Source organism: Candidatus Wallbacteria bacterium, assembly GCA_028687545.1.
Taxonomy (GTDB): Bacteria; Muiribacteriota; JAQTZZ01; order JAQTZZ01; family JAQTZZ01; genus JAQTZZ01.
Genome location: JAQTZZ010000003.1, coordinates 1 through 20,941, shown reverse-complemented (window position 1 = coordinate 20,941; position 20,941 = coordinate 1). Strand labels below are relative to the sequence as shown.

General features: G+C 47.8%; 16 protein-coding genes and 1 tRNA gene. 3 read left to right on the top strand and 14 right to left on the bottom strand.

Features of this window, described 5'->3' with window-relative positions; all coding sequences use genetic code 11:
* Position 1: 1 nt before the first annotated feature.
* The 6 genes from PHW04_01915 to PHW04_01890 all read right to left on the bottom strand — a co-directional run bounded on the left by PHW04_01915 (position 2) and on the right by PHW04_01890 (position 8,241).
* Positions 2-763 carry a SprT family zinc-dependent metalloprotease gene (locus PHW04_01915; GenBank protein MDD2714629.1) on the bottom strand — a complete coding sequence of 254 codons (762 nt, stop codon included), beginning with the start codon at positions 761-763 and terminating at the stop codon, positions 2-4.
* A 348-nt stretch (positions 764-1,111) separates the two neighbouring features.
* Positions 1,112-2,200 (bottom strand): HigA family addiction module antitoxin, encoded by a 1,089-nt coding sequence (locus PHW04_01910; GenBank protein ID MDD2714628.1) that lies wholly within the window; start codon positions 2,198-2,200, stop codon positions 1,112-1,114.
* Complete coding sequence (locus PHW04_01905) at positions 2,201-2,500, bottom strand: type II toxin-antitoxin system RelE/ParE family toxin (GenBank protein MDD2714627.1); 300 nt, start codon at positions 2,498-2,500, stop codon at positions 2,201-2,203.
* 394 nt (positions 2,501-2,894) lie between these two features.
* Entirely contained in the window at positions 2,895-4,658 is a 1,764-nt protein-coding gene (aspS, locus tag PHW04_01900) for an aspartate--tRNA ligase (protein ID MDD2714626.1), read from the bottom strand.
* A gap of 5 nt (positions 4,659-4,663) precedes the next feature.
* Positions 4,664-5,923, bottom strand: a complete 1,260-nt coding sequence (gene hisS / locus PHW04_01895; protein MDD2714625.1) for a histidine--tRNA ligase — start codon at positions 5,921-5,923, stop codon at positions 4,664-4,666.
* A gap of 8 nt (positions 5,924-5,931) precedes the next feature.
* Positions 5,932-8,241, bottom strand: a complete 2,310-nt coding sequence (locus PHW04_01890; protein ID MDD2714624.1) for a xanthine dehydrogenase family protein molybdopterin-binding subunit — start codon at positions 8,239-8,241, stop codon at positions 5,932-5,934.
* A 177-nt stretch (positions 8,242-8,418) separates the two neighbouring features.
* Here PHW04_01890 and eno point away from each other — a divergent pair, with 177 nt between their 5' ends.
* Complete coding sequence (eno, locus tag PHW04_01885) at positions 8,419-9,699, top strand: phosphopyruvate hydratase (GenBank protein ID MDD2714623.1); 1,281 nt, start codon at positions 8,419-8,421, stop codon at positions 9,697-9,699.
* A gap of 63 nt (positions 9,700-9,762) precedes the next feature.
* On the opposite strand, the gene PHW04_01880 is transcribed toward eno, so the two are convergent.
* A complete protein-coding gene (locus tag PHW04_01880; GenBank protein MDD2714622.1) occupies positions 9,763-10,566 on the bottom strand; it encodes a hypothetical protein in 804 nt (267 codons plus the stop codon).
* Positions 10,567-10,731: 165 nt separating this feature from the next.
* Here PHW04_01880 and PHW04_01875 point away from each other — a divergent pair, with 165 nt between their 5' ends.
* The gene (locus tag PHW04_01875) at positions 10,732-10,863 is read left to right on the top strand and encodes a hypothetical protein (protein MDD2714621.1); all 132 of its coding nucleotides are present in this window, start codon (positions 10,732-10,734) and stop codon (positions 10,861-10,863) included.
* An 18-nt stretch (positions 10,864-10,881) separates the two neighbouring features.
* Here the strand turns inward: PHW04_01875 and PHW04_01870 are convergent, their stop codons facing one another.
* The 7 genes from PHW04_01870 to PHW04_01840 form a co-directional block, all read right to left on the bottom strand.
* Entirely contained in the window at positions 10,882-11,076 is a 195-nt protein-coding gene (locus tag PHW04_01870) for a hypothetical protein (protein ID MDD2714620.1), read from the bottom strand.
* A complete protein-coding gene (locus tag PHW04_01865; GenBank protein ID MDD2714619.1) occupies positions 11,073-13,481 on the bottom strand; it encodes an ATP-dependent Clp protease ATP-binding subunit in 2,409 nt (802 codons plus the stop codon). The genes PHW04_01870 and PHW04_01865 overlap by 4 nt, the downstream gene beginning before the upstream one ends.
* A 1-nt stretch (position 13,482) precedes the next feature.
* Positions 13,483-14,109, bottom strand: coding sequence for a tetratricopeptide repeat protein (locus tag PHW04_01860; protein MDD2714618.1), 627 nt, complete (start codon positions 14,107-14,109; stop codon positions 13,483-13,485).
* A gap of 8 nt (positions 14,110-14,117) precedes the next feature.
* On the bottom strand, positions 14,118-14,681 hold the full coding sequence (locus tag PHW04_01855) for a hypothetical protein (GenBank protein ID MDD2714617.1): 564 nt from the start codon (positions 14,679-14,681) through the stop codon (positions 14,118-14,120).
* A gap of 216 nt (positions 14,682-14,897) precedes the next feature.
* The gene (locus tag PHW04_01850) at positions 14,898-17,051 is read right to left on the bottom strand and encodes a tetratricopeptide repeat protein (GenBank protein MDD2714616.1); all 2,154 of its coding nucleotides are present in this window, start codon (positions 17,049-17,051) and stop codon (positions 14,898-14,900) included.
* A 253-nt stretch (positions 17,052-17,304) separates the two neighbouring features.
* Positions 17,305-17,380: transfer RNA gene (locus PHW04_01845), tRNA-Ala, on the bottom strand.
* A gap of 164 nt (positions 17,381-17,544) precedes the next feature.
* The gene (locus tag PHW04_01840; GenBank protein ID MDD2714615.1) at positions 17,545-19,050 is read right to left on the bottom strand and encodes a sigma 54-interacting transcriptional regulator; all 1,506 of its coding nucleotides are present in this window, start codon (positions 19,048-19,050) and stop codon (positions 17,545-17,547) included.
* A 344-nt stretch (positions 19,051-19,394) separates the two neighbouring features.
* On the opposite strand from PHW04_01840, the gene PHW04_01835 reads away from it, so the two are divergent.
* Positions 19,395-20,941: hypothetical protein (locus PHW04_01835; GenBank protein ID MDD2714614.1), on the top strand; the 1,547-nt coding region annotated here is incomplete at its 3' end.

Genomic DNA, 20,941 nt, shown 5'->3' with positions numbered 1-20,941 from the left:
GTCATTCCAGCGAAAGCTGGAATCCAAGTCCTTGTGTGCTTAAATTTTTGCGTCTGCTTAAGTAATCCGGTAGAAATTTTCCCACTTCCTGCCAGAATCGCTTCCCGTGATTTCTGTATTTCAAATGACAGAGTTCATGCACCACAATATAATCAACCAGTTCAGGAGAGCCCATGATGATTCTCCAGTTGAATCTGATTTCACCTTTTGCATTGCAGCTGCCCCATCGTCTTTTTTGTTCCTTTATTATTATTCGCGACGGATACTGTTTCAGCACGGATGAAAAAAACGCGCATCTTTCCTGCAGGCAGTTTTCCGCTTTGTTCAGATACCACTTTTGCAATAAATCCCTGGCGGTTTCACCTGTTAGTTCGGGTTTCAAGTTCCTGGGTAAATAAACGGTCAGGTACTTACCGCTAAGTTTGCATCTTGACAGCTTGTTTTCAGGAATTTTCTCTATTGAATAAACATATTCACGCCCAAGGTATTTAAGACGGCAACCTGGTTGAAGAGTTTCTCTGTTTGCAACTTTATGGCAGGCAAGGTCCTCAATTTTTTTAATTATCCAGGTTGATTTCTTTTTCAGAACATTCAAAATCATTTCGTGAGAAGTACAGAAAGGCGCTGTTACAGACAGTCCTTTTTCCGGATTTATCGTAATGCCGATGCTGAACCTGCGGCTGCTGCGGAAAAGCGAAAATGTCGTTCTAAGTTCAGCGCATATAACTGGAAAATTCCCGATAAATTCGATTTTTTGTTTCATTTCTTATAAAACCGTACTTTAGCCAGTTCGATGATTTTGGGAATCAGCGAGATTGTATTCGTTCAACAGGTCTTTATCGGACATTGGTTTTCTCGCTCTTTTTAAGTAGTACAGTCCACATTTTCCTGGGTAATTTTGCTGCACCCAATTCTGCTTCACCAAGATCTAATTCTCTCACAGCTTGTGAGAGAATTGTCGTAAGTTGTGTCCCAAGATTGTCGCAAGTTCAGTTTGTCTCCTTGAGCATCAGTCCAGCGGAGATCCAATAGGTGATAGTGAATTTGTGGATAAAGTTCTTTGTCATTACATACGTCATCGGATAATGGTATGTAAACCTCATCTTCTCAATCATTGAGTTATATATTTCGCAAAAACCGGTCTAATGCTTTCCATAAGGTTTCGCAGGTTAGACCAGGGGATTTTCTCATCATACTGCAAGCGGCCAACAACGATCGATGGATGGACGCCAATTTTTTCTGCAAAAGACTTCACTCTGTTTCTGGTGAACAAGGGTTCGGTTTCATCAAGAAACTCTTGATACTTTTCTTCTGGAATCAAATGATTCGCAGCAAATTCGTTGGCTTTAATTTCTACGGCATCAAGCTCCTGATGATAAAGATCAATGTCAACTCTGGTATCTTTGTTGAGTAAGTGGGCTATTTCATGCAGCAGGGTAAACCAGAAATTATCTTTGCGATCCAGTCTCAAAGTCATGGCAATTACTGGAAATTTGCCTTCGATCCAGAAAGCGGCGCCGTCTACGCTTGTCTTGGAAAGATGGGGAAGAAGCACGAACCTGACGCCGGTCTCAGCGAGCAGTGCCGGTACTGCGGCTGTATCGGCATCGTTTGTTGATCCGCTGATCAAAGCAAGTTTATCGGCAAGTTTGGAGAGCAAGGCTTTAGAATATTTTTTTACTTTGAGTTTTTCAGCCTCGATCTCGGCTTTTCTCTGCCAGGCGCGGATTGAGGGATCGGACGAATACTTCGTTTTAGCCTTGCGCAGACGAGCAGAGAGTGGTTTCAACTGATCTAAATCGGGGATATCGTAAAAGCGCAAAATTTTTGTGTGCAGTTCATCAGTTGAAGTGAAACCCGTGATCCATTTTCGCTTCACCATTTCCTTTACAGGAGCAAGCTCGAAAATTCTGGCTTTAAGCGAGATGTCGGAACGATCCTGTTTCTCGTGGAAAATCAAATCCAGACGGAAGGAATTTTCAAGATTGAGCCAAAAATCCGCGGAAGTGCCGAGTGCCGCACTGAATAATACCGCAGTTTCCGGTGTGATCGCTTTTTTCCCCTTGATGATTTCATTGACGACTTGGATCGGCCTGCCGATGATGTCGGCAAATTCGTCCTGTGTCCATCCGCGCTCGTCAAGTTCGTCCTTCAGGATTTCTCCGGGTGGAATAATAATAAACGGTCTGGCATTGTTCATTTAATCTCCGTAATGATTTACGATTTCAAGAATAATCACGATTTTTCCCAGCGTATTTTTGGTCATTGAAACGATCAGCCTCCAACTTTTATTCAACCTGATTGAATACTTACCTTTCTCGCCCTTCATGCTTTCAAAATTCAAGCTTCTGATCTTGCGGAGGTCATTTTCATTGCTGGCGTCCTTGATGGCATTTACTTTTTTTACAAAGGCTCTGACGATTTCGCAAGGATAGTCTTTTGCACCTTTGCCGGAATAATAAAGCTCTTCAAGCTTATTTGACGCGAATTTAAACAGCACCTTCTTAACCTCATCAATTTCATTATAACTTATACTTAATTACTTGTCAACTATTATTCACCCATAGTATTGAATCTATTAATCAACTTTGACTTTGCCTGTCACCCCAATTGTAACTATAACCTCTTGCATGAAGTGGATATACTTATATTGTATTCGAACCAACCATTATGCAAGTTGATATTCGTATTAATAACTTGCGACACCCAATGTTTAAATTTAAAAATTGCGAACAGGCATCTGCTTTATGCCGGATTCTAGGAGAGGATGGATACCAGCTTTCCCCACTATGCTGAAGCTCCTATGAAATTTAGACGCTGGTTGACGGGAGATAGTGCGAAACATTGAATGCCATTATTTGAGCAATAAGGCAGGTTATTTCAGGCTAGAAAGCTCAGGTTTTTATACTGATCTTCAGTTCATCCAGCTGCTTCGGGTCAACTGAATCCGGTGCGCCTGTCATCAGGCAGGAGGCTGAGGCTGTCTTAGGGAAGGCTACCACATCGCGGATGCTCGTCTCACCTAAGAGAATCATCACCAGCCGGTCGAAGCCGAAGGCGAACCCTCCGTGGGGCGGAGCCCCGTATTTGAAAGCTTCCAGCAGGAATCCAAAGCGGATTTCAGCGTCTGCATCAGACATGCGGATTACATTCAGCATCCGTTTCTGTAACTCACGATGATTGATCCTGATCGAACCTGAGCCGAGCTCAGTCCCGTTCAACACCATGTCATAAAGCTTTCCGTGCACTTTCAATGGCTCGGATTCAATAAACTGCATGTCCTCTTCGCGCGGATGCGAGAAAATATGATGCTTGGGCGTGTAATTCCCTGTGTCATCCAGCTCAAAAAGCGGGAAACGGTTGACCCAGAGAAATTTCAGCGCTGACTTGTCTGTAATCAGGTTCTCGCGGTCTGCAAGGATTTTGCGCAGATGGCCGAGGCTGCAGCAGGCGCGCTCGTGGTTTTCATCAGCCACTATGAAGATCAGACCCGTCTGGAGACCGCTTTTTTTAATCATTTTCGCCTGGATCTCAGCTGAGAGGAATTTGGCAATGCCGCCGTCCAGTTTTCCTGAATCGACTTTAACAAAGGCCAGGCCGCCGATTTTGTATTCTTTCTTTAAAATTTCCTCGAATTCAGTGATGTTTTTCCGCGAATACTGATTTACCGGATTCAAGGCCAGGGCTCCGATCTTCCCCTTCTTTTCCAGCACCTTCTGGAACACCTGGAATTCAGATCCTGCCACTTCAGCCGCCAGATCCAGGATTTCGAGCCCATAGCGCAGGTCAGGCTTATCCGAACCGAAACGCTCGATGGCTTCTTCGTATGAGAGGCGCAGGAAAGGCCGCTCCACCTTCCGGCCACAGGCCTTTTCCAGTCCATGCACAATCAGCTTTTCGCACAGTTCATAAACATCCTCTTCGTCCACAAAGCTCATTTCCAGGTCGATCTGGGTGAATTCCGGCTGCCTGTCGGCCCGCAGGTCCTCATCGCGGAAGCAGCGGGAAAACTGGAAGTAACGCTCCATGCCGGCAACCATCAGCAGCTGTTTCATGAGCTGCGGAGACTGCGGCAGGGCATAAAATTTCCCGGGCTGTACGCGGCTGGGAACAAGATAATCCCTGGCTCCTTCAGGTGTGCTTTTGATCATGATCGGAGTTTCCACTTCCAGGAAACCCTCGTTGATCAGGAAATCCCTCAGGCAATGCCCGAAACTGGAACGAAAAATCATGTTCCTGGTTAGATTGGGTCGCCGCAAGTCCAGGTAACGGTATTTGAGCCGCACATTTTCACTGGCTGTCTCCCGTTCGTCGATTACGAAGGGCGGAGTTTCGCTCCTGTTAAGAATTTCAAGCCCTGAGGCTCTGATTTCGACCTTACCCGTATGCATTGAAGGGTTCACATTTTCCGGGGTCCTGGCTGCCACCATGCCGGAAATGGAAACTACGAATTCCGGACTGAGTTCAGCTGCGCTTCCGCACAGGGTTTCATTGTCCGAGGGGTCGAACACAACCTGAACCAGTCCGGATCTGTCGCGTACAAGGATAAAAATCAGGCTGCCGAGGTCACGCCGTTTATGCACCCAGCCGTTGACAGTCACGATTTTACCAATAAGCTTTTCAGTCACTTCTCCGCAATATTGAGTCCGTTTAATCATTATTATCAGCCTCTGATCAGTTTGCAGATCAGGGCCAGATCGTCCAGCTGCACATCGAATTCTTTCTTGTGATTGAGGTCCTTAAGCTTGGCCTTGCGCTCGCGCAGCTCATTCTCCCCGATGATCAGGGCGAACAACTCTCTGCGCTTATCCGAACTGCGCAGCTGAGCCTTCAGGCTTTTTCCTCTGAAATCCATATCCACCTTTAAACCCATTTTTCTAAGATCCTGGGTCAGGCGAAAGCTGACTTCCAGGGATTTCTCGTCCAGGGCGATCACCCTCAGTTCGATCAGGTCGCTGTCTGGAATCACCACTTCGTCGGCGTCCATGGTGAGCAGGATGCGCTCTATTCCGGCCGCGAAGCCGACTGCCGGAATGTCCGGACCGCCCAGTTCCTTGATCAGGTTGTCGTAGCGTCCCCCACCCCCGACTGCGTTCTGTGCGCCGAGGGAGCTGGACACGAATTCGAACACTGTCTTGGTATAATAATCCAGCCCTCTTACAAGGGAAGGCGCGATCTCGTACTTGATGCCCAGAATGTCCAGGCCATGCCTGACACCTTCAAAATGAGCCTTGCAGTCATCACAGATGTATGACAGGGACTGGGGAGCTTCAAGCAGCAGCTCGTGGCAGCCTTCGTTCTTGCAATCCAGTGTCCTGAGCGGATTCTTATGATACCTCCGGTTGCAGTCTTCACAGAGAGATTTCAGATTGATCTCCAGGAACTTCTTCAAGCTTTCCATGTAATGCACTCTGCATTCACGGCAACCCACTGAATTGATGTTAATGGAAAGATTCTGAAGGCCCAGGGATTTGTAAAGGTTGTTGATCAGTGAGAAAATCTCCACATCCGCCCAGGGAGAAGATTCACCGAAAATCTCAAGCCCAAACTGATAATGCTGCCGGAATCTGCCGGCCTGGGGCCGTTCGTATCTGAACATAGGACCTACGTAATAGAGCTTGCAGCGTTCCTCCTGCTTGTCCAGGCCATGCTCGATGTAGCTGCGGACCGCCGAAGCCGTACCCTCTGGTCTCAAAGTCATGGAACGATTGCCGCGGTCGTCAAAAGTATACATTTCCTTTTCCACAATGTCAGTCCCGTCACCCACACCCCTGACAAAAAGCTCTGTGGATTCAAAAATCGGAGTGCGGATTTCCCTGTAACCGAAACAACGGGTTATCTCCCTTATCTTTTCTTCCAGATGATGCCAGCGATAACTGTCGCCGGGTAAAATATCGTTTGTTCCCTTGGGTTTCGTGATCATTTATCCTCCTAATTCTTTTTTGCCGTTTTTAAAATGGCTTGGTTCGCATCTTTCAGTTGCTGAAAAACTCTCTCAGGAGTAAGTGGTATCTGACAGAATTTAACACCCGTAGCATTCCTGACTGCATTGGTGATTGCAGGAGCCACACCCATCAGCGGTAATTCTCCAAACCCTTTCCCGCCGTATGGACCCTGGCTGTATGGTTTTTCAGCAATCAAGGGTACGATTTCAGGAGCATCGAGCACAGTGGGAATGATGTAAGTTGAAAAGCCGGTAGTCTTCATCAGACCATTGTCGTGCAGTATTTCTTCGCAGGTGGCGTAACCTGCGCCCTGCAGAGTGCCGCCCTGAATCTGGCCTTCAACCTGCTGAGGATTGATAGCTTTCCCGATCTCATGGCAGGCAGTGATCCGCTCCACTTTAATTTCACCGGTTCTAAGATTTACAGCCACTTCCGCAATATTGGTGGCATAGGAATATGTGAAATAGGCATCTCCCTGCCCGTTTTCATTGTCAAAGGTCGTGTTGGGAGCAACATACCATCCCACAGTCGACAAGCCGGTCTTTTTCTCGTAAAGAGCAAATTTCGCGAGCTCCTGCAGCTCAATTTCCCTGCCTGTGGCAATCTGAATCACTTTATCGTTTTTCCACAAAACATCAGGGGCAGAAACACTGGTGGAGAATTTTTCCGAAAGTGCCGGCAGGAGCCTCGTCTTGAGCTCACGGCAAGCGACGATCACAGCGTTCCCGGACATGAATGTGGCTCTGGAAGCTACAGTAGGGCCAGAGTCAGGGACGCGGCTGGAATCGACATCCAGGATCCGGACCCGCTCGTAACTGATCCCAAGTTCCGATGCGGCAATCTGGGCGATTACGGTTTTATATCCCTGCCCCATCTCTGTGTTGCCTGCAGCCACTTCTGCGCTGCCGTCTGCATTCAGCTGGACAAAAGCTCCGCTTCGGTCCAGGTGTTTGCCGCCGGCTCCCAGCCCCACTCCATAAAAAACAGTGGATAAGCCGATGCCTTTTCGCCATTCCTCTTTTCCCGGATTGTTCTTAAATTCAAAAATCTTCTGTTTGTAGCCGCTGCTTTTCAAGGCTTTTTCCAGCGTTTCCCTGGCTCCCACAGATTCCGTCAGTTTCTGATTTGTGGCAGTGGTATCGCCTTCGGAAATCAGGTTGATCCTGCGTATTTCCAGAGGATCCCTGCCCAGCGAGTGAGCTATCTCGTCCAGCTGGCTTTCATGAGCAAACAGGATCTGCGGCGTCCCGAAACCCCGGTAAGCGCCGCAGGGCACCAGATTAGTGGCCACCGCATATGTCTCGACCAGCACATTGTCAATCCGATAGGGGCCCGCGGCATGCACTGTCCCCCGCCAGAGCACGACCGGCGAGAGAGTGGCATAGGCTCCCGCGTTTAAATAATATTTTACTATCACAGCTTTGATCCGCCCCTGTTCGTCGTAAGCGGTTCTGTAGTGTGTAATGCTCGGGTGGCGCTTGCTGGAGAAGATCAGGTCTTCTTCTCGCGAGAGCACAAGCTGTACAGGTCTGCCGGATTTCCACGAGAGCAGCGATGCATAGGCAGCCATCAGCGAAGGGATATCTTCCTTGCCGCCGAATCCTCCACCTGTGGCAGCCTGAATGATCCGCACCTTGGAGAGCGGCAGCCCCAGTATCGAGGCCACGGCGTCCCGCACGTAAAACGGGCACTGCATGGAGCCATAGACAGTCATGCTGCCGTCAGAGTCGGGGACTGCAAGCATGCCTTGTGTTTCCAGATAGGCATGCTCCTGATAAGGAGTGCGGTAGGTATCTTCAGCGATCCGAGGAGCTTGCTTGAAAGCTTCGTGCGCATTGCCTTTGACGATCCTGTATGATTTGAAAATATTATCTGTACCATAAACCCTGGGGGCGTCCTTCTTCAGAGCGTCTTCGATGGAGAGAACGGCTGGAAGGGGCATGTATTCCACCTTGTAAGCCCTGACTGCATCAATCAGCGTATTTTTATCTTCTGCAGCGATCAAGGCTATGGGCTGGCCGTGGAAATTAACTTCAGCTACCGGTAGAAACGGCATGTCCGAAAAAACCAGAGGCAGGATGTTTTTCCCTGGGATGTCCGCTGCAGTCAGGATGAGCGTGTTTTTCCGGAGCTTCCGGTCGGAGATACCCTTGAGATTTATCTGAGCATGAGCAGATGAGCTCATCACCATCTTTGCATAAAGCATTCCTGGAAGCCTGAGGTCCGCTACGAACTTCTCAGTTCCCCTGACTTTTTCCAGTGCATCTTTCCTGGCTACCGACTTGCCGACAGACATGGCTGCTCCTAATTGTAAGAATCAATCTTGTTTTTGAGTATCTCAGGGATTATATTTTATCCGAATCAGACTGGAATCTCAACTTGCCTTTTATCCCTGAAATTTCTGTTTCTGAATGTTTGCCAAAATCATCACTTGTCGGATACAATTTCAGGAATCACATCGAGGAGGAATTCAATGAGCGTAATTCAGGAAATCTTTGCCCGCGAAATACTGGACTCCCGGGGTAATCCTACCGTGGAAGTCGAATGCTATCTGGAAGACGGGACTTATGGAAAAGCCTGCGTCCCCTCTGGTGCCTCCACTGGGGAGCATGAAGCCCTTGAACTGAGGGACAAGAAACCGAACCGCTACCTGGGCAAGGGAGTGGAAAAGGCTGTGGACAATGTGAATGAAAAGATCGCTCCGATGCTCGTGGGTCTGGATGCCCGCGACCAGCTTCAGATCGACCAGATCCTTTTAGACCTTGACGGCACAAGCAATAAGAGCAAACTGGGCGCCAACGCCATTCTGGGCGTGTCGCTGGCCTGCGCCTATGCCGCTGCCTCCACTTCGGCTCTGCCCCTCTATCGTTACCTGGGTGGCGTAAATGCCAAGACACTGCCTGTACCCATGATGAACGTCTTAAACGGTGGTGCCCATGCAGACAACAACCTGGACATCCAGGAATTCATGGTTGTTCCGGCCGGAGCCCCGAGTTTCAAGGAAGCGCTGCGCTGGAGTGCAGAGACTTTCCATAACCTGAAGAAGCTGCTGGCCGAAAAAAAACTCACCACAGCGGTCGGCGACGAGGGCGGATTTGCCCCCAACCTCAAGAGCAATGCCGAAGCCATCGAATACATCATCAAGGCCATCAAAGCCGCCGGCTACAAAGAAGGCAAAGACATCTTCATCGGCCTGGATGTGGCAGCCTCAGGCCTTTACGACGGCAAGAAATACACACTTGAAGGAAAAAAGCTGAGTTCTTCTGAACTGATTTCCTATTATGAAGGTCTGGTCAAGAAATATCCTGTGATCTCGATCGAAGACGGCCTGGCAGAGGACGACTGGAAGGGCTGGAAAGAGATGACAGAGAGAATGGGCCACAAGATCCAGATTATCGGTGACGATCTTTACGTAACCAATACCGAGAGACTGGCCAGGGGCATCAAGGATGGCTCATCCAATTCCGTCCTGATCAAGCTCAACCAGATCGGCAGCCTCACTGAAACCCTGGACTGCATCGAAATGGCAAAAAAAGCCGGTTTCACTGCTGTCATCTCACACCGCTCCGGCGAAACAGAAGACACCACAATCGCGGATCTTGCGGTAGCCACTAACTGCGGGCTGCTCAAGTCAGGCTCAGCTTCACGCTCAGAACGCATCTGCAAGTACAATCAGCTCCTGAGGATTGAGGAGGAACTGGGCGAAGGTGCTCAATATGCAGGGATGAAAGCCTTTTACTCGATTAAAAAATAACCGCCCTTAATTGTCGATTTAAGCATCCGTAATGATGAGACAGGCACTGGCCTGTCTCATCTTTTATTGTTTTTCACCGGCATCGCATCTGGCGATCAGGCGATTCAACCCGTCGATTTGAGAATTTACGGCAACCATAATTTTTGACACAGTGTCACGCAGGGTATCCGTTGGATTATCCCTGAATCCAGAGAGACAGACTCCATCGTAATTTTTCATTCTGCCCAGAAAATATCCCAGGACCAGCATGCTGAGGAAAACAACAAAAATTCCAGTCCGGTTTGGCTGAGGCTCGTCAGATTCGACTTTCAGGAGTTGTCTCTCGGCTGCATCAGCGGCTTTTTCCATGGTTTCCACAAGCACCAGATAGATTTTCTGTGATTCTTCAATAGTCGATCCAATCTGGCCATCGAGACTGGTAAGTTTTGAGAGCGCGGCGCCTTCAGCCAGTAAGCGGTCCCTCTCGACCGATTCGTCAATCAGCTTGTCCAGGATCGCCTTCCATTCCTTCCAGAGTGAGGCGATTTCGAGCATCCGCTCATCGAAACCGGCAGACCTGGATTTCAGCTCATGGCAGATTTGCAGGCAGCTGTCCACTTCTTTTTGTGTTTCCGACAGGAACGCATAGCGGATTTTCCGTGATTCAGTAAGCTTCCGCTCGGGATAGGCCAGCATCCGCTCAGCGGAATTCAGTTCAGTCAGCGCCCTGTTCAGCCTGGAAAGCGATATGAACAACTGCAGGCATTTCGGATCGCCATTTTGCCGGAAGGGATCAGCTGGAGAAGCTCCGATTCCATCAATAGTCAGGAAGAGCAATGCAATACCTGGAAGCAGGAGCAGGATTCTAAAAAAAGAAAATTTTGGCATGACTCCTAAAAAATCGGCAGAAAACAGAATTTAATTTAAAATAAATTTCACTACCCCTTAGACTTTTTTCCAGTTCTTCCGATAGAAATTAAGAGTCTCTACAAAATGTATTTCATTTAAAAAATTTTGTTAGAGACTCTTAATCGAGTATCGAGGAGGTAAGCCATGAAATGCCCGCACTGCCAGAAAGACGACAATTGCTGGACTATGCACAAGGACGAAGTAGTACATCTTCCCTGCAAATTCACAGCCAAGCAGGATGAAATGCTTGACAGGGTCCGTGAAAACAATGGCTAGAAAAAAGGGAATCGTCCGTTAGAGCCCGCCCCGGTATCCGCGGCGGGTTCTTTCTTCAAGAAACATCCGCTCGATCAGTTCAGAATCCTCTTTTATTTTATAAGTCTTCCTGTCCCTGGTAGTCAGAATCGTGATTCCAGATTCGTCATGGAATGATTCTATCTCGCTGGGGCGTAAGTTCAATTTCTTTCCGTTCAGGTTTGTCAGAATCATTCTGTGGTCTTGATCAGAATTTTTTCAGCTATATGATCGAATTCCAGCTTGACTTCGTCTCCAGTGGAGAGGTTCCCCTCCAGCATGGTCTCAGCCAGAAAATCACAAATCATCCGCTCCATCAGTCTCCGCAGTGGCCTCGCACCATATTTTTCAGACTGCGCCCGTTTGGCAAGATAGGAGAGCAGATTATCGCTGACAGTCAGGTTGATGTTTTCTTCCAGCAGCCGTTTCTGGACTGCAGCGAACTGGATTCCTGCTATCTTCCTGATGTCTTCAAGTGAAAGCGCGTTAAAGATGATGATCTCATCAATGCGGTTGATCAGTTCAGGATTCAGCTGATTCTTCAACTCTCTAGTGAGAGTTTTTTCCAGCTCTTTCCGATTGTCACGGCTGAAATCCATGAATCCGATGCTGGAATTCTCGCTGATGTTTCTGGTCCCGATGTTGGATGTCATGATGATGATGGTATTCTTGAAATTAACCATCTTCCCCTGGGAGCTGGTTAAACGCCCATCTTCCAGGATCTGCAGGAGAATATTGAATACATCGGGATGGGCTTTTTCAATCTCATCGAAGAGAATCACTGAATACGGTTTTCTCCTGACCTGCTCAGTCAGCTGGCCGCCCTTTTCATAGCCAATGTACCCCGGGGGGGCTCCGATCAGGCGGCTGACTGCATGTTTTTCCATCAGTTCAGACATGTCGATCCTGATCAGTGCATCATCCGAGTCGAACAGAACTCTAGCCAGCACCCGGGCGGTTTCAGTCTTGCCCACACCGGATGGTCCCAGAAAAACGAAAGATCCAAGCGGTCTGTTGGGATTGGAAAGGTGCACCCTGGCACGCTTGATGGCTGAAGCGATTGTATCCAGAGCTTCATCCTGTCCGATGATTTCCCTGGAAAGCATTGGTTTCAGATTGAGCATCTGCGCCATTTCCCGTTCACAAAGCTTCTGGACCGGGATCTTGGTCCATTCCGAGACCGCAACTGCGACATGTTCTGCGGTAAGCTGCGGTGCGCTGCCCTGGATTTTCATCAGTTCCTTTTTAAGAATTTCGATTTTCTGTTCCAATTCAAGCGCCTGGCAGTGTTTCATCGCGGCCAGTTCGTATTTCTGATCCCTGGTGGCCTCTTCCTCTTCCTGCTGAATATAGACGAGTCCTTTCTGCAATTTACGCAGTTCAACCGGGGTACGGCGGCAGTCAAGCTTGAGCTGGGCCGCGGCTTCATCGATCAGGTCGATTGCCTTGTCCGGAAGGAACCGGTCGGTCAGATAGCGCGAGGCGAATTGTGCGGCTTTTTCCAGGGCTTCATCCAGAATCGAAACTTTATGGAATTCCTCGAATCTACTGCGAAGCCCGAATAGGATTTCGACCGTTTCCCGCACTGAGGGCTCGTCGACCATAATCGGCTGAAGGCGCCGTTCCAGAGCCATATCTTTTTCAATGTATCGCCTGTATTCTTCAATCGTGGTTGCTCCGATCAGCTGGATTTCTCCCCTGGCCAGAGCGGGCTTGAGAATATTGGCGGCATCCATGCCACCCTCCGGAGCTCCGGCACCAACTATGATATGGACTTCGTCGATGAAGATGATCAGATTTCCGGCTTTCTTGATCTCATCGATCAGATTTTTTATCCGTTCCTCAAAATCTCCCCTGAATTTCGCTCCGGCAATCAGTGAAGCAAGAGATAGTTGATAAATCTGTTTGCCATCAAGGGTTTCGGGTACATCTCCACTCACGATCTTCTGTGCCAGCCCCTCCACAATTGCCGTTTTTCCGACTCCGGGATCTCCAATCAGCACAGGGTTGTTCTTGGAGCGGCGCGCCAGAATCCTGATCATGCGGTTGATTTCAGTCTTGCGGCCGATCACAGGGTCCAGCCGTTGAGCCATCGCCTCCGCTGTCAGGTTGATGCCGCAACGGTCGAGCATGGAAGAAGGTTTCGGGTTTTTCTTATCTGATTTGTCATTGCTTGAGATGGTGTAGATGGCGTTGATGATCTCGATCCGCTCAATCCTGATCTCACGAAAAAGTACTGGAATAATACCCTCATCCAGCTTGAGCAGAGCAATCATCAGATGCTCAAGGTCGGCCTGCATGGCTCCACAAGCGTAGGCTTCTTCCACTGCATTCCGCAAAACCAGCTTGGCAGCTGGGGTCAGATCACGATGAACCGCTACCTTGATCTTGGTGTTTGCAGTGAGTGCTTCGATCTCAACCCTGAGATGGCTGTACCTGAGGTTGAAGTTTCCAAGCAAGCGCTTCAGCCCGTCGTCGGCTTCTTTGACGATCGCCAGCAGGAGATGTTCCGGGCCTACGTAAGATTTCCCGAGAAAAGCTGATTCCTCCTGAGCGCTGAACAGGATTTTCTTGGCTCTGTTGGTGAATACTTCAGTCATTTTACTTAGTGGGGTTTTTAAGAGTGTTCAGCTCATTCAGGATCTGTTGAGCCATCGCTGCTATCTTGGCGTCCGGATTGAGCTTGAGAAGTTTATCCAGGGTCTCTTTTGCAGACTGATAATCCTCAAGTTTGGACTGGCAGATTCCCAGACCCAGCATGGCTTTGGTGTTTTGTGGTTCAAATCCGAGTATTTTCTGGTAGCACTCCATTGCGACAGAATAGCACTTCTTGAATCCGTATCTGGTTTTAAGGTTGTGGTTGTTGACATATTGCCTGGACAGGGTGAACATCACCGGGATGTCTTCTGAATTCACGCCTTCAGGCGAGGAAAGGCCGCGTTCATAAAAACCAACGGCATTTTCTTCGAAGTTCATGGCTGTATAGACATCACCCAGCAGAATGTTGATCTTCTTGTTCTCAGGAGCGAATTCCAGGGCCTGATCCAGGTCTGCTTTCGCACGCTCCAGATCTCCCGAGTTTTTTTCGGCAAGCGCACTCTCATAAAGATTCATTACTTTCTTTTCGTTATTTACGAATCCACTGGTGCTGGTATACATCCTCCGCCCCATGTAAATGGATCCATAAGCCAGTATGCATAAAAAAATGATCAGAAAAATTTTATTCATCTAAATACTCAGTCATTGATTCCGAAAATCAGGACTTTTTCTCCCATCCGCTTGAAATCGACCAGCATTGCGCTGTTGCCTTCCCTGGTCTGGAAAAGATTCTTTACCACTCCCTCGTCTTTCCAGATCTGGTGGAAAATCTTCTGGTTAAGCTCATAGTTCTTCTTGCCGATGTTGTAAACTTCTACATTGCTTTTCACGATTCTGGTGGTCTCGTTCTTGATCTTGACTATCGGAGCTGCCTTGACTTTGAATGTCTCTGCTTTTTCCTTGCGTTTCTGGGCTCTGGAAAGTTTCAGCCTGTGCAGTTTGCGCTTGATCGCCACTTCACTGACACTGAATCGATCCGAAAGTTCCTTGTCCGAATATTTCATGTAATTCTTCTTGAGGAAAATCTCATCTTCCTTGGTCCATTTCTTCTGCTTCTGGCGGTGACAGGAAAGTCTGGCCAGCTTGCGCTGGATCGCTATCTCAGAAACATTGAATTTCTCGGCCAGATCCTTATTGGAAAGCTTTTCGAAATTCAGTTCTAAAAAATCTTCTTCCTCTTTGGTCCACCTTTTTGTAGACATCGAAACCCTCCTGATAATGAAGTCGCTCGGTTTTCGGATTAATTTATATCAATAGATTAGCATACGGGGTTAATCAGTGAAATCATCAGCTGTGATGCGGTAAAACTATAGCCATCCTCCAGAAACCTGATCCGTTGTTGGCATTTACCATTCTCAACAGATGCATTATATAATAATGATTACAAATTTGCAAAGATCCTTCAAAGAAAACAGATTTCAGGGTAATGTCCCCAGTTTTTCCATCACCAGTCCGGCCATGAATTCATTCCCGAGCGGAGTGCAGTGCACCTGATCGGGCAGCAGATAATCCTGCCGGGATTTGCCGGCAAGCCAGAGCTTCATGAATGCAGCATAAGCGTCTACTAAAACCACTCCAAGCCTGGCAGCTACGATCCGGGCCGGTTTGTTTTCATTGTCGGGATAATTCAGAAAAAGCACACTGCACCCTGAGCTCCTGCATATTTCAACCGACTTCTCCAGGTCTTTTGCAACCCAGGTGCTGATGAACCGAATGTATGAATCGTTGGCAGCACCCTCCCTGATCCGCCTGTCTATCAGAGAAACGGCCTGGCGGTTGTCGCTTTTACGGAAGTAAACCAGCGCCCGTTCCAGCTGGCCTTTTTCGAGAAAAAGAACAGCTACGCTATTGTAGTAATATTGAAGATCGAACGTATCACTGAACCCGCCAAGCTGGCGATCAAACCAGTCCACGAACGTTTCAGCTGAATCCGGCGAATCAGTGCAGATCCGCAGGACACTGAGCGCTACATTTCCCACGATGAGTCTTCTGCCTCCTTTCTGGAATGCCTGTTCGAACCACCACAGCACCCGGCTGTAGTCCTTCTTTTCCACTTCCACATTTCCCATGCCAAAGTAGTTTCCCGGAAATTCCGGGGCATTGCGGATACCTTCCTCATACCAGCGCCTGGCCTCTTCAAAATCATACTGCTGGAAAAAAGTATCTCCGAGCTGCTGATATGCAGTACCAGACCCGGGATTGGAACTGACAGCTTTTTCCAGCCATTCCCGGGCAGCCGGAAGATTGTTTTTGACCATTTCCATCCTGGACAGATCTAAATAAGCGATAGGACCCACTGGATGCCGCAGTGCGTATTCCTCCAGCGCGGTTTCAACAGTACTGCCTGCTGACAGTCTGGACCTGGCGACTGCATTCTCGGGGTTTACTGCCAGCACCTTTTCGTACCAGCTCTTCGCATCTGATGCTTTTCCCTGCAATGAAGCCAGATTTCCCAGCGCAAACAAGATACCCTCGAAATCCGGATTGTTTCTAAGCCCTTCCATGTAATATTCCCGGGCGCGTTCCGGCTGGGCAAGATCCTCGTGGATGTCCCCGAGCAGTTTATAGATGACTGCGTCATGCGGATCATAGGTAAGGGCCGCGTTCAGCCATCTCAACGCCTGAATGTTCAAATGAGCGGCGAAGTAAATGTGCCCCATCGCAGTAAAATACCCGATGTCAGGCCCGGTCTTATCGATTCCAGTCTTCAGGAGCTCCTGGGCTGATTTCAATTTTCCCAGTTCACAGAGGGAAAGAGCTGCTCCAATATAAAAAGCTGAAATGTCGGGCCATTTACGGATGCCTGTCTCGAACACCGACAAAGCTTCGTTGAAACTGCCTGTCCAGTGAAGCGCAGTACCGAGTGCTCCCAGCTCCAGAGAATCCGAAATGGAATCAGGAGCATCTATTGTGACCAGCAGTTTGGAAAACTGTTTCTGATGGATCAGCTCCCAGGATCTGGAATGATACTGGTTGAAATCCAGGCTGTTCCGCGAAACTTCCATGGTAAACTCCAGGACAGGAGGCTGAATGATTTCAAGTTCACTGGTTTTCTCCCGATTCAGAGAGATCTCTTCAGTGACTTCAGGGATAAATCTTTCTCTGGAAGGTGGATTCCCGGCCAGTCTGGAATGAATGTTTCCAGAAAGAAGTGTGACTAGACGGTAGGTCTTCAGAGAGCCGAGGATTTCCCGAAAAATCACAAGTAAGCTTTCTCCCCCCATTGATTCGGAAAGGCCATTGTGATTCCAGGCATTGGCCGGACCGGCCTGGATCACTACTGTCTGCGGGCGATAAGTTTTCAGGCTCTCCCGCAGTTTATGCAATACATCCGAGGAATTGGCACCAGGGATTCCAAGATTCAACACCAGATAGTCATTCCCAAGCAAGCCCTGAAGTTTAGAAGGATAATCCTGCCCCCTCTCCACCCCTGCGCCATAGGTGACCGAATCACCAAGGCAAAGCACCACTTTTTTTCCCAGGGTTTCTTTCGGGGGAACATAATATTCCCTGCGGAAAACTGTTCCGGCAATATTGAGCACAAGTTCAAGCAGCACCAGAAAACAAAACACACCCAGAAAAAAGACTAATAGTTTGGTTCTGATTTTTTTCCCACGTGGAAAGCCGCTGAATAGGTAGTTATTATCAGAATGTTCAAAAACGTGGAGATGCTAGGCGCATTATCTTTGCATCTAAAATCAGGTTGTTCAAAAACCCCGGATGCGAGGCGCTTGAGCCCGCGCAAGGCGAGGCGTACTAATGGTACGATGAGCCGCGCAGGGCGAAGGCAACGAAGCAGACGGGTGTTTTTCAACAACCTGAAGATGGTGGACGGTAGGAGATTCGAACTCCCGACCTCAGCGTTGCGAACGCCGCGCTCTCCCAATTGAGCTAACCGCCCACTTGACTTATTGATCTTTAACACCGTAAAGTATACCTCGCATTTGCTTTACCATGGTAATGATGCTTTCAAAAATACTATTCTTTACGGCGCAAAAGCTCAATAATAAATTACCCATTGCTTAGAAAATTGTCAATAAACCAGCGGGAAAAATAATGACTGACCTAAGATAAGCCGATTTTCTTCAATGCCGATTTCAGAGTATTGAGTGTAATATCCAAGGCCTTGGCTGTCTGCGCCTTGTTTGATCCGAACTTCTGATAATATCTGCGGATGATTTCCAGCTTATGCTGCTCCATGGAAAGTTTCAGATCATACTCAGAAAAGTCTGCCTTGGAGTCACCGGTTGTTTTCTGAAGCCGCCCTTCATACTTTTCACCTTTCATTTCCCATTTCCAGTGATTCGAAAAATATGCCATTTTAAGATGTCTGGTCAACTGCCTGATGTTCCCCGGCCATTTCCCGCTTGTCAAATACTGCCTGGCATTTTCATCAAAATTAACTGCGTCCAGCTTCAGCTCCTCAGCCAATCTGTAACTGATGTCTTCGGCGATTGCAATAATATCGTCAGGCGACTGTCTGAGAGAGGGGATTTCAAGAATCGTGTCAGTAATGCCATAATAAAGATCCTGTCTCAGCCCATTGCCATCAAAGTCTTCGGGAAGTGCATTTTCAGCAGAACTGATGATCCTGACATCTGTATTGATTTTTTTTACTCCTCCCACCCTGCGGAAGCTGCGTTCATCCAGAAAATCAAGAATTTTTTTCTGAAGCCTGGCAGGAACTTTATCAATGTCCTGCAGAAACACTGTCCCGCCATTAGCTTTTTCCAAAATTCCAGGTTTATTCTGGGTCCCACTGAAACCTTCCAGTCCGAACAATTCCATTTCCAATTGTTCTTCATCCAGACCAGCACAGAATATCTCAAGGAAAGGGCGTCCTGTTCTTCTGCTGCAGTAATGGATCAGGAATGCAGCTGTTTCAACTCCAGTCCCTTTTTCTCCGTTTATCAGGACGTTCCCTTGATTTGTTCCGTATTTCAGAATTAGTTCTTTCAGTTTCAAGAAACATCCGCCACGGGCCAGTAAGAACAGATTCATGCAGTTGATCTGATACTGGGAGTGGACAAAATCAAGATTGATAAATGAGGCAGGCAGGCTTTCAAACAGCTCGAGCTGACCCACAATATCATTTTCTTTCTTGTAATGTGAATGGAGAATCGTAAAATACAGAAGACCCGGAAAAATCAGCTGAGATTTCTTTTCCTGCCAGGCAAGATATTTTCTGACAGATTCTGAATCGACTTCGAATTTTTCGGCCATCATTTGAGGCAGACTGAGCTTATTTTCAAGCAGCCTGAAATTCGGTCCGGTTCTGCTTTGGAAAAAAGACAGGTCATGGCGGTTGTTTAACCAGGTTATCTGATGCCCGGAAGTTACTGCTGCCTCTATCACAGCCTGAAATTCTTTCAGATTGTAGAAAACTTCAGCTCCCAAAAAGAAGAAATGACTGCTGGTTTTAAGAGTTGAAAGAATTTCAAGGATTTTAGCAGGAAATCCTGGCACAGAAGTCAGGACTAACTCTGAATCCTGAAATCTTTGCATAGCAATATAAGATGCCGCAGCACTCTGCGATTCAAGCAGACTGCAGATCAGAATTTTTTGTTCCATCTTAGTCAGGATAATCCGTTAATATTAAACAGTCAATTTCTGACTTGGTACAAATAAGTTTATATTTCCAAAGACAAATTACCGGTTACTTATTGATATGTATTTAATACTATCTGCAAATTGACACATCACCAATTCCAAAAAAATTAATTTCACAGATAGATGGAGACGATAGGAAACTAATTTCAAGGAAATAATATTTCTGACTGTGAAATTCTGACTGTAGCTTAAAGATTGATAAATATAGAGCAGAACTGAAGCAATGGAAAAGGCAAAACAGCGATGGTTGACACAGATATCTGAGAAAGTATGTCTCCTGCTTCTGGTAAAGTAATGAGGTTATAATGCGGCTGAGTCAGAATTTAGATTGTTCCCATAAATATTCAGATGATTTCAGCAGAAAAATAATTCTGACCGGAAAAATCCTGTCTGTTATTTTCCTTTTTGTGTTGCATGGCATCGGTTTTGGAGCTACTGCTTATACCTGGAATGGTTCCACTACCGACTGGGCCACTGCAGGAAACTGGTCTCCAAGTGGTGTCCCGGGCGATGTGGCTGGGGACAGCGTCGATATTCCAACAGGAGTTACAAGCGAACCAACACTTGGTGTCACACCATTAAACGCTCTCGTCGGTCTGACTATCGGCTCAGGTAAAACTCTTACAACAGCAGCCGGAATTACATTGACAGTAAGCGGACCTACGGTTATCGATGGGACATTAACACCCACCACAACTACGATTTTCAGTTTTGCAGCGGTCACGATTGGTGCGACCGGGGCATTCGGCACTGGCACAGGCAGTGGTTTAATGACTTTCAGTGGAGATTTCATCAACAATGGTACCTTCAACGGCGGCAGTGGTATTAATACTTTTACAGGCAACTGGACCAACAATACTGCCAACTATACAGCCACCAGCGCCACCACTAATCTCAATGCCACCAGCAGCAACACCAATTCCAGTTTCGCTCACAACAACGGCACTGTGATCGTGACTGGCGGAACACTGACACTTGGCGCTGATACCACATTCAAAACCCTGACCATCAACAGCGGTGCGACACTGGATTTGGCCGGCTTCAACCTTCCTTCAACTACTGCAATGACAGTCTCAAGCGGAGCTACCCTCCAGCTGAAAGGACCTGAGTCTGTCAGCACTACTCCCACCCTGAGCGCAGGATCCCTGGTCAAGTATCAGGGAACCTCTTCAAGTCCTCAAGCTATCCAAGCCTGGCCCTATAAAAACCTGGAACTCAATACCACAGCAATTACTTATACACTTCCTGGAGTCACCACAGTTGGAGAAAATCTGACAGTTACGCTCGGCACCCTAAGCACAGGCGCTAATGCCAACAATCTCACAGTCACAGGCACTACTTCAATTGCAGCCAGTCAGACACTTACATCTGCAACTTATTCCAGCACTCTCAGTTTCAGCGACACAGTATCCATTTCCGGTGCTCTTACAAACGGCAGTGGATTAATGACTTTCAACAAAGATCTGACCATTAATGCCACTGGCACACTGACACTTGGCACTGGCAATATGGCCTTTGACGGCAATCTTATTTATAAAATAATAGGTGCTGGCACTTTCACCCCTGGCGCTAATCTGACAACAATCTCCAGCGGTACCACCACGCTTGGATCAAACATCACTTTCGGAGCTCTGACCATCAGCAACGGAGCTGCTTTGAATCTGGCAGGTTTCGACCTTCCTTCAGGGACTGCCATCACAGTCTCAAACGGAGCTACCCTCCAGTTGAAAGGATCTGAGACTGTCAACACAAACCCCACACTGAATGCAGGATCACTGGTTAAATATCAGGGCACTGCTGCCGGCCTGGCCATCAAAGCCTGGACCTATAAAAAACTGGAACTCAATACCAC